Origin of the sequence: Mesorhizobium sp. M7A.F.Ca.ET.027.03.2.1, from assembly GCF_003999175.1 — a bacterium.
GTDB lineage: Bacteria > Pseudomonadota > Alphaproteobacteria > Rhizobiales > Rhizobiaceae > Mesorhizobium.
Genome location: NZ_RZOM01001835.1, coordinates 1 through 525, shown reverse-complemented (window position 1 = coordinate 525; position 525 = coordinate 1). Strand labels below are relative to the sequence as shown.

1 pseudogene is annotated in these 525 nt (G+C 64.2%); it reads left to right on the top strand.

The annotated features are described in order from the left end of the window. A pseudogene (locus tag EN750_RS38350) lies at nucleotides 1-330 on the top strand (molybdenum cofactor sulfurase); the annotation flags it as partial. Between the last annotated feature and the right edge of the window lie 195 nt (nucleotides 331-525).

Sequence of the window (525 nt, the reverse complement as noted above, 5' to 3'; positions counted from 1 at the left end):
GGCCTGGCCGAGATCAGGCCGGAGTGGATCGGCGCCAATCTTGTGATCGAAGGGGTGCCGAACCTCTCGATGCTGCCGGCCGGCACGCTGCTGTTCTTCAAGGGCGGCGTCACCATCAAGATTGACGCACAGAACGGACCTTGCCGCATCGCCGGCCGGTCGCTCGCCGAAAACGCCGGAATGGCCGACGTCGAAGCCGGCGCGCTGTTGTTCCCAAAAGTCGCGAAACGGCTGCGCGGCGTCGTCGCCTGGGTCGAGAAGCCCGGAACGGTCAGGGTCCGCGAAGAAATCTTGGTGCGCGTGCCGGAGCAGTGGATCTATTCGGCATAGCTGTGCGGCAACCAGAGGGCAGGAGCTACGCCGCCGTGGCGGCGTAGCCAAGCTCACTAGGCGTTAGCTTTGCGGTTCTTCTTGGCGCCTTGCGCCATAACGGAAACGTGGTCCCACTTGTCCCATGTGGCGAGTCGGTTGGCGTATTCCTGGCGTATCATCGGCAGGCCGCCGTCGCCGAAGAACACCCTGAGC